The sequence below is a fragment of the Mesorhizobium sp. M7A.F.Ca.ET.027.03.2.1 genome (genome assembly GCF_003999175.1).
Taxonomy (GTDB): domain Bacteria; phylum Pseudomonadota; class Alphaproteobacteria; order Rhizobiales; family Rhizobiaceae; genus Mesorhizobium.
The window spans coordinates 1-8,795 of sequence record NZ_RZOM01000134.1 but is presented as its reverse complement, the minus strand read 5'-3'; the positions used below and the strand labels follow the sequence as shown (position 1 = coordinate 8,795).

Here is an 8,795-nt window from a genome sequence, read left to right as displayed (position 1 = left end):
CTGTATAAGGTGACCGACACCTATTCGCAGGCGCATGATCGGTCGGTCCGTTTCGACGATCCCGCCATCGGCATCGAATGGCCGTCATTGGCCGGCGGGTTCCAGCTCTCGGACAAGGACCTCAAGGCGCCGCTGCTGGCCGCCGCCGAGGTGTTCGCCTGATGGGTTGCGTGAGGACAGCGGCATGAATTTTCTGGTGACGGGCGGTGCGGGGTTTATCGGTTCGGCGGTGTGCCGGCATCTATGCGCCAACCCGGCCTATCGGGTGACCAATCTCGACAAGCTTACCTATGCGGGAAACCTGGCCTCGCTGCGGCCGATCGAGAACGCACACAATTATCGCTTCGCGCAGGCCGACATCTGCGACGAAAAGGCGGTGCTCGACATCCTTCGGCGCGACGATATCGACATCGTCATGAACCTTGCCGCCGAGAGCCATGTCGACCGCTCGATCGATGGGCCGGGCACCTTTATCGAGACCAACATCGTCGGCACCTACAAGATGCTTAATGCCGCGCTGGAATATTGGCGCGGCCTGCCCGAAGACCGGAAGAGCCATTTCCGCTTCCATCATGTCTCGACCGACGAGGTGTTCGGCGATCTTCCCTTCGACGGCGGCATGTTCGTCGAGGAAACGCCCTACGCGCCATCCTCGCCCTATTCCGCCTCGAAGGCGGCCTCGGATCATCTGGTGCGGGCCTGGCACGAAACCTATGGCCTGCCGGTCGTGCTTTCCAATTGCTCGAACAATTACGGACCCTATCACTTTCCCGAAAAGCTGATCCCGCTGGTCATCCTCAATGCGCTCGATGAAAAGCCGCTGCCGGTCTATGGCGCCGGCGCCAATGTGCGCGACTGGCTGTTCGTCGAGGATCACGCGCGCGCGCTGGAACTTGTCGCGACCAGGGGACTGCCGGGCGAAAGCTACAATGTCGGCGGCAATTCCGAGCGGACCAACCTTGGCGTCGTCGAGACGATCTGCGATCTGCTCGACGGCAGGCGGCCGCGGGCAGGGGGCAAGAGCTATCGCGACCTGATTTCCTTCGTCACCGACCGCCCCGGTCACGATCGCCGCTATGCCATCGACGCCTCGAAGATAGGCCGAGACCTGGGCTGGGCGCCCAATGAGAATTTCGACAGCGGCCTCGCCAAGACCGTCGACTGGTTTCTCGACAACAAATGGTGGTGGGGACCGATCCGCGAGCAGCGCTATGCCGGTGAACGGCTGGGCGAAGCACGCAAGGGGGCGGCGTGAGGCTGGTTGTCACCGGACGCGACGGACAGGTCGCGGCGAGCCTTCTGGAGGCCGGCCCGGCGGCCGCCGGCGTTGAGGTCATCGCCATTGGCCGTCCGCAACTCGACCTCGCAAGACCCGACACGGTGATCGAAGCCATCGCGGCCGCGAAGCCTGATATCGTCGTGTCGGCCGCCGCCTACACGGCGGTGGATCAGGCCGAGGACGAGCCCGATCTGGCATTCGCGGTGAACGCCGTCGGCGCCGGCAAGGTGGCGCAAGCAGCAAGCCGCCTGGGCGTTCCCGTCATCCATCTTTCGACCGACTATGTCTTCGACGGCACCAAGGACGCCGCCTATGTCGAGACCGACGCCACCGCACCGCGCAGCGTCTATGGCGCCTCCAAGCTTGCCGGCGAGCAGGCGGTTGCATCAGCCAATCCGCACCATCTGATCCTGCGCACGGCATGGGTCTACAGCCCGTTCGGCAAGAATTTCGTGAAAACCATGCTGCGGCTGGCCGCCGACCGCGACGAGATCGCGGTGGTAGCCGATCAGTGGGGAAATCCGACATCGGCACTTGATGTCGCCGACGCGATCCTGCATGCGGCGGCACAACTGCACGAGGGCGCCGGCACATCCGGCATCTATCATCTGGCCGGAACCGGCGAGGCCAACTGGAGCGGCTTTGCCCGCCATATCCTCGACACAAGCCGCGTGTTGGGTGGTCCCTGGGCGCGGGTACGGGACATTGCTACGATGGACTACCCAACCAAGGCGCGCCGCCCCGCCAATTCCCGGCTATCGAGCGCGAAATTCGCGGCGGCGTTCGGCTGGAATGCACCGGAGTGGCGGCAATCGACGGAAGCGGTGGTGCCCCGGCTGCTAGCCGGTGAGCCGAAACAGGCATTGACGGCATGAACAAGCACTCGTCAGCGGAAAACACGCGCGATGCCGCGCCCGTCGACGAGCCGAAGGCACGCAAGGCAAAGCCGAAAGCAGCCAAACGCACCTGCATCATGGTGCTCGGCATGCATCGCTCGGGCACCAGCGCGCTGACGAGGGCGATCAATCTGCTTGGCGCGGAACTGCCTAAGAACATGCTGGGCGCCAATCTATCCAATCCAACGGGTCACTGGGAGCCGGAGCGTCTCATTGCGCTGCACGACCAGATGCTGGCCGAAGCAGGAAGCAGCTGGGATGATTGGCGATTCTTCGATCCCAACGATCTCGGCGCGCAGCGTCTGCGCTTCTACAAAGCAGAGATCGCGCGGCTGATCGACGAGGAATACGGCAGCGCGCCGTTTTTTGTGCTCAAGGAGCCGCGTATCTCACGTTTCGTGCCGCTTTATGCGGAGATCTTGAGGCGCATGCGCATCGATGTTCGCTATGTGCTGATAGACCGCAATCCGTTGGCTGTGATCGCTTCCCTGGCGAACCGAAACGGTTTCACGATGGGCTTCAGTTCGCTTCTTTGGCTTCGCCACGAATTGGAAGCCGAGCGCGCAACTAGGGGTCGGTCACGCATCTTGTTGTCTTACGAGAGTCTGCTTGATGACTGGCGACAGGGTATCGACGGGATCACTGCTACTCTCAGCCTAGACTGGCCGGTACCCGACGTGAAATGGCAGTCCCTGCTGTCTGAGCATTTCGCTACCGACAATCAGCACTTTGCCGCCAGCACTGAGTTGCTCGACGCAGACTTGCGCATCATTGACTGGGTCAAAGACGCTTATACCGCACTGATAGCGCTCAGGTCCGATGATGCTGATGCAGTTGCAATAGAAAATCTTGATCGGATCAGAGCAGAGTTCGAATCTGTTTCAAGAACTTTTGGCGACGCTTTTTTCCCTGAAATTGATTGCCGTCTCAGCGTGTTTCATCGGCAGAAGTTGGAACAGCAGCAATTAGCCAAACAGCGCGATGCGCGGCCCGCAATGCAGGAACCATTCGTTTCACTTCGTGACCTGTACGACGCGCATCGCGGCAAAGTGTCGGATAAATGGTCGATCTATCTCAGCACCTATGACCATATTTTTTCAGAGTATCGAGACAGGCCGGTTCGAATCCTGGAAATCGGAGTTCAGAATGGCGGATCCCTGGAGATATGGCAGAAATATTTCCCCAATGCTGAAATAATCGTTGGCTGTGACGTCAATCTGGCTTGCGGAAATCTCGTTTTCGACAGCCGGAAGATAAAGATTTCCGTAGGTGACGCCAATACTGATGAAACAGAGCGCGACATCATCTCGATGTCGGAAAAATATGATATTATAATTGATGACGGATCGCACCTATCCTCGGATATAATACGCTCGTTCGCGCGATATTTCCCCCACCTTTCCGAAGGGGGCATCTACATCGCCGAAGATCTGCATTGCAGTTACTGGCAGGAGTTCGAGGGCGGTCTCTACGATCCGCTTTCCTCGATGTCGTTTTTCAAACGCCTGCTTGATGTGGTCAACCATGAGCACTGGGGGCTGGATCGCCGTCGGGTCGATGCCTTGGCGACTTTCGCCGACAGGCACCAGGTCGCATTCAACGAAGCTTCTCTCGCATCGGTTCATTCCGTCGAGTTCTTGAACTCGCTTTGCATTGTAACGAAGCTGCCAATTCCGGAAAACGTCCTGGGCGCGCGCAGCGTGCACGGGCGGGTCGCGCTCGCCGACGAGGGCATGGTTGCTCTCGACGAGACGAGGAGCAAGGCGACTGACCAAACCCGAAACCAGTGGTCGCTGAGAACGACGACCATGGAAGCGGAAATCGAAACCAACAGGGCGTTGGTGGTAAGCCAGGAAGCACGCATCGAGGCCTATTCCGGTGAGATTGCTGCGCTGACGGTCGAGCGCGAGCATCTCCGCGCGGCCACGCAAGCGCTGGAGTTGGCCCACACCAATCTCGCGGCAAAGGACCAGGACATAGCGGCGCTTCAGCGTGAGTTGCAGGAGCGCGAACATAAGCTGCAGGAACGCCACCGGCAGATGGCCGTGTTGAATCACGAAATCGAATTGGTTCACAGCAGCCGGACCTGGCGGTATCGATCGGTTTGGAAGAGGCTTGTGTCACCCCCAGCCAACGCAATTCTTTATGCCGGACGGACCGCTACGCTCAACGCACTTCATCACCTGGAAGGCGTGCCATTGGGCAAGGGGGCGACGGAGTGGACAATAACGGGCGATGATCCGCAGTTCGAACTCCTCTGGCCGGGCTCCCAGCCATTGCTCCCCGGACACTACAGGCTCAGCGTACACGTCCCGGCTGAAACGGACGCGTTGACTGACGCGCGCCTCTATGTCGACAGCGGCAGGGGGTACAACGAAATCGAACGGATCGATCTGCGGTTTCTTTCGAACGGCAAAGGCCTGGCAGCGGCGACCTTCCTGCTTAATGTAGCAGCCTCGAACCTGCGTTTCGATCCAAGCGACCGTGCCGCCCAGATCACGATCGGTCGCGTCCGGGTGCGTCGACTCGGACGAGTCGAATATTATGCTCGTCTTATCGCCGGGCTAGCCTCCCGCCACCTGACAAGCCCTCGTTCTCTCGGGCGGTTTGCCGCGCGTGCCGTAAAAATCTTGAGGCAAGGCGGCCTCAGGGGATTTGCGGCGACCCTCCGATCCGCGGAAGCACGAGGCGCACTGGGGGGCGCTACATATGAAGGGTGGATTGCGCTCAACGATACGCCAACGGAACACGACGTTGCGGATTTGAGGCGGCGGTTGGCTCTGTTGGAGAAGCCGCCGCTCATTTCGGTGCTCATGCCGGTCTACAACACCCCGGAGAAACTCTTGCGGGAGGCGATCGAGAGCGTCCGCGCCCAGGTCTACGAGAACTGGGAGTTGTGCATAGCGGACGATTGCTCGACAGAGCCGCATGTGAAGCGCGTTTTGAGTGAATATACGAAACGCGATCCACGCATCAAAATCGTCTTTCGCGACAAGAACGGCCATATCTCGCATGCATCCAATTCTGCCCTGGAACTGGTCACCGGCGAGTGGGTCGCATTGCTCGATCACGACGATCTTCTCCGTCCGCATGCGCTGGCCGAGATCGTGCTGGAAATCAATCGCCATCCTGACGCCGAACTGATCTACAGCGATGAAGACAAGATCGATTCGGAAGGCAGGCGCTATGACCCCTGTTTCAAGCCGGATTTCTCGCGGGAGCTTTTCCGCTCACAGAACTATCTGAACCACCTCACCGTGCACCGGGCGGAAAATATCCGCGCCGTCGGCGGCTGGCGCCCCGGCTTCGAGGGCAGCCAGGACTATGACCTCAATCTGCGCGTCTTCGAGCGCATAGCCCCTGAGAGAATTCGGCACATTCCGAAGGTGCTCTACCATTGGCGCGCGGTGGAAGGCTCGACGGCGCTCGATGGTTCGCAAAAGAACTACGCCTATATGGCTGGGTTGCGTGCGCTGGAAGAACATGTCGAACGCATGGATATTCCGGCGAAAGCTGAGGAAGCTCCCGGCACACCCTTTTACCGTCTTCGGTTTTTCGTCCCCGAGCCGCAGCCGCTCGTAAGCCTGATCATCCCAACGCGCGACAAGGTTGAACTCCTTCGCAACTGTGTGGAGTCCATCCGCGAAAAGACCACCTACGGGAATTACGAGATTCTGGCGGCCGACAACGGCTCGGTGGAGGAGGAAACGCTTGCCTATTTCAGCGAGCTGAAGAAAGCGAAAAATGTTCGTGTGATCCGTTACGACAAGCCGTTCAACTATTCCGCGATCAACAATTTCGCCGTGGAAAAAGCGAAGGGCTCGATCATCGGCCTCGTCAACAACGACATCGAGGTGATCTCGCCGGACTGGCTGACGGAAATGGTCTCCTGGGCCGTCCAGCCGGATGTGGGTTGTGTCGGCGCCAAGCTCTATTATGCCAATGACACGGTTCAGCATGGCGGGGTGATTGTTGGAGTGGGCGGTGTCGCCGGTCATTCGCATAAGCACTTCCCGCGCCATCATCCAGGGTATTTTAGCAGGCTGAAGGTCCTGCAGAACCTCTCCGCTGTCACGGCAGCCTGTCTCCTTATCCGCAAGAACCTGTTCGAAGAAGTCGGCGGGCTGAATGATGTGGACCTGACGGTCGCCTTCAATGATGTGGACCTTTGCCTGAAAGTGCAGGAAGCGGGCTACACAAACGTCTGGACGCCCTATGCGGAGCTTTACCACCTTGAAAGCATCTCGCGCGGCGCTGAGGATGCTCCGGAAAAAATGGCGCGTTTCAAGAGTGAGATTATGTATATGCAAAGACGGTGGAAAAAGATCATTGAACATGATCCTTTCTATTCGCCGAACTTGACAAAAGCGCGTGAAGATTTCTCGCTAAGCTGACATCGGAAAATAGCAATGGCCGAATTCCATTTCGTCGAAGATTACGAGAAGCACGTCGCAAGACTCATGCGCGATCATCCGCTTGACGAAGCGATGTCGCTCGCCGTCGGCGGCGCCTATGACATTATCGGCCGTATTGAAGCCGAAGCTCTCATCAAGAATGGTCTGCGCGATGGAATGCGTCTTGCCGACATCGGCTGCGGTTCCGGGCGTACGGCAGTTGCGTTAGCACGACGCCTGCACATCGACTATGACGGTTACGATATTGTCCAGGCTTTGCTCGATTATGCTGCTACTAAGACACCCAGAAACTATAAGTTCCACATGAACAGAGCAGTGAAACTTCCAAATCCGGACGCAACATTCGACTATATATGCGCCTTCAGCCTTTTTACCCACCTTTTGCACGAAGAAACCTTCATCTACATGCGCGACTCCCACCGTGTGCTGAAGAAGGGCGGCAAACTGCTGTTTTCGTTCCTGGAGTTCCACATGCCGCCGCTCTGGCAGGTTTTCGAGGCAACAGTAACTCAATACGAGGCCGGAGACCGCCCGCATCTCAACATGTTCCTAGAACGGGAAGCTATCAAGGTTTTCGCGGCCAAGATCGGTTTCGATGTGGAGAAATTCATCGACGCCAACGCTCCCATTCTCGAAGGGCACGCTCTCGGCCAGTCTATATGCGTGATGGTGAAATAAATCAGATGCGGTTTTTCCCGAAGTCTCCACCTGGGGTGGTGGGTACATCGGCGGTCGAACTCCGCGCCTTCCACTTCGCGACCGTCTTAGGGTTGATGCCGTAGCGCTTCGAAAGCGCCCTCAGGCTCGCTTGACGATGCGGTACATGCAGGATGTGGCCCGTAGCTCATCCTTTGATTCGGACAACAATGATGAACCATCAAAGCCTGAGATCAAAACATCTAGCCTGGTATTTTGGTTGTAAACGCCTTGATCGGAACCCAAGCTTGATCGGGCGAAGGCGAACGAGGTTCCGGGACGTCAGTTGGAATGATGTGTGCATACCGGTTGAATGCATCATTAAACGCTGCTTCAGGCATTGAGGGAAACACTCGCCGGAAGAACGAAAGCTGCGGTGCAGTGAGCGTGTGATTGATTGCCGGGACACCCGCGCCAGAGAACAGAGCGCCATACATACCAGGCATGACAGCCCATCCGTTAGGGTTGGTTTTTGCCTGCTCGCGAAGCGCTGTCAGAAAAGGCGTTTCCGGAATGTCGAAAATCGGAAAGGCCTGCTGAAAGGGATTGAACATACCGAACGTAATCGCGCCAGAGACAAATGCAGAGCCAAACAATATCCGCCCACTGTTTCTTGTCGGCTGACCGAAGTACCAGACATATCCGGCACTCAAAACAAATGGAACAATTGCAATCCATTCGAAGTATCCACGCATCAAGGCGCCAGGGTTTTTTTCATATGAATACCCCGGAACCCAATTAAATCCTGCCTTTGACAGAAACCAAGTCGATACCATAATTGCTAAAAAAAACGCAATTCTCTCTTTCGAAATTACAAATGTGCATCTAGATGCAGAAACAATTATAGATATGGTAAAAAGCAATCCAAATCCCCAGACCATACGGCTAGGTTGAACTTTGTTCCAGAGCAGGATCTTCCCAATACTGGAAGGTATCGGCAGTGTCATCCACGCTAGCATCAAAATCAAACCTAGCCCGACCACCCCAAAGGAGACGAAGTTGTCCCTCAAGGTTTCAGTCAATGACCGATAGCTAACAAAAACGAGCACTGTCAGAGGCAGGAGGGTCGAAACAACTGCGACCTCGCATTCGTTAGTCGCGAGAAGCGGCGAGAAGCGCACCGTGGTAAAAAAAGGAAAGAGATAGGCAAGCAACCTCATTTCGTTGACGCCGCCGCCCCATATATCCCGTTGGCCAGGATAGACAGTCGCCTGCATGATCTGAATGAGGTCGCTGAAATACAAGACAAAACTGATACCAAGGCAGGCAATCGCCGAAACTGCGACTGCAATATTCGCAGGAGTGATCATATCACGCCGGAAGGCCAGAAGCAGTATTCCCAGTGCAAACGCCGCGGGGATCATGAAGGGGGGGTAGACGAAACCGAACACCCAGACAGCGCAGGTCCAGAAAAGAAGCGGTAATTTCAGCCACGGACGAATCGGAAGCAGGAATGCTATTATCGGCCAGGGAGCGAACGCAAATGTTGCACCGTGCGATGTCCACCAC

The 8,795-nt window shown here is 57.2% G+C and carries 6 protein-coding genes and 1 pseudogene; 5 read left to right on the top strand and 2 right to left on the bottom strand.

The window, feature by feature from the left end:
• The 5 genes from EN750_RS08710 to EN750_RS08690 form a co-directional block, all read left to right on the top strand.
• Positions 1-162, top strand: a 162-nt coding sequence (locus EN750_RS08710) for a dTDP-4-dehydrorhamnose 3,5-epimerase family protein (protein WP_145967504.1), incomplete at its 5' end; no start/stop codon positions are given.
• 22 nt (positions 163-184) lie between these two features.
• Complete coding sequence (rfbB, locus tag EN750_RS08705) at positions 185-1,255, top strand: dTDP-glucose 4,6-dehydratase (RefSeq protein ID WP_127272411.1); 1,071 nt, start codon at positions 185-187, stop codon at positions 1,253-1,255.
• Positions 1,252-2,154: a dTDP-4-dehydrorhamnose reductase gene (rfbD, locus tag EN750_RS08700; protein WP_127396169.1), complete on the top strand. Its 903-nt coding sequence runs from the start codon at positions 1,252-1,254 to the stop codon at positions 2,152-2,154. Before rfbB ends, rfbD begins: the two co-directional genes overlap by 4 nt.
• Positions 2,151-6,569, top strand: a complete 4,419-nt coding sequence (locus EN750_RS08695) for a glycosyltransferase (RefSeq protein ID WP_127396168.1) — start codon at positions 2,151-2,153, stop codon at positions 6,567-6,569. Before rfbD ends, EN750_RS08695 begins: the two co-directional genes overlap by 4 nt.
• A 15-nt stretch (positions 6,570-6,584) precedes the next feature.
• Positions 6,585-7,268 (top strand): class I SAM-dependent methyltransferase, encoded by a 684-nt coding sequence (locus EN750_RS08690; RefSeq protein ID WP_127396167.1) that lies wholly within the window; start codon positions 6,585-6,587, stop codon positions 7,266-7,268.
• 31 nt (positions 7,269-7,299) lie between these two features.
• On the opposite strand, the pseudogene EN750_RS40560 reads toward EN750_RS08690, so the two are convergent.
• A pseudogene (locus EN750_RS40560) lies at positions 7,300-7,422 on the bottom strand (IS481 family transposase); the annotation flags it as partial.
• A 67-nt stretch (positions 7,423-7,489) separates the two neighbouring features.
• Positions 7,490-8,795: hypothetical protein (locus EN750_RS39340; RefSeq protein WP_189526099.1), on the bottom strand; the 1,306-nt coding region annotated here is incomplete at its 5' end.

What these genes read in the sequence shown, in the direction of transcription:
- rfbB (WP_127272411.1), top strand. Translation starts at nt 185, where the DNA reads ATGAATTTTCTGGTGACGGGCGGTGCGGGGTTTATCGGTTCGGCGGTG.
- EN750_RS08695 (WP_127396168.1), top strand. Translation starts at nt 2,151, where the DNA reads ATGAACAAGCACTCGTCAGCGGAAAACACGCGCGATGCCGCGCCCGTC.
- EN750_RS08690 (WP_127396167.1), top strand. Translation starts at nt 6,585, where the DNA reads ATGGCCGAATTCCATTTCGTCGAAGATTACGAGAAGCACGTCGCAAGA.